Source organism: Paraburkholderia sp. SIMBA_053 (assembly GCF_046534895.1).
GTDB lineage: Bacteria > Pseudomonadota > Gammaproteobacteria > Burkholderiales > Burkholderiaceae > Paraburkholderia > Paraburkholderia caledonica.
On record NZ_JAWRXU010000683.1, the window covers coordinates 1 to 272 of the forward strand.

Here is a 272-nt window from a genome sequence, read left to right on the forward strand (position 1 = left end):
CGTCGATGAACACCAGATCCGCGGTATCCAGCAGCGACGACGGGCTCTCCTCGATGCCGTAGGGAGCGCGGACACCCGACTCCAGGTCGGCGGGGATCTGGGCGCGGAACGGGCCGATGCCGCTGAGATGCAGGTAGCTGGACGCGGCGCCGGGGCCGCCATTGGTGAGGAACAGCACGGGGTGGTGCCGACGGGTCTCGGCGTCGGTCTCGGCGATGTACGAGAACGCCGACAGCGTGCCGACCTGGGTGCCGTCGGCCGTGCGCAGCGGG

The 272-nt window shown here is 71.0% G+C and carries 1 pseudogene; it reads right to left on the bottom strand.

From position 1 onward, the window contains the following. Positions 1–272, bottom strand: a pseudogene (locus SB753_RS37320) (peptidase S10); the annotation flags it as partial.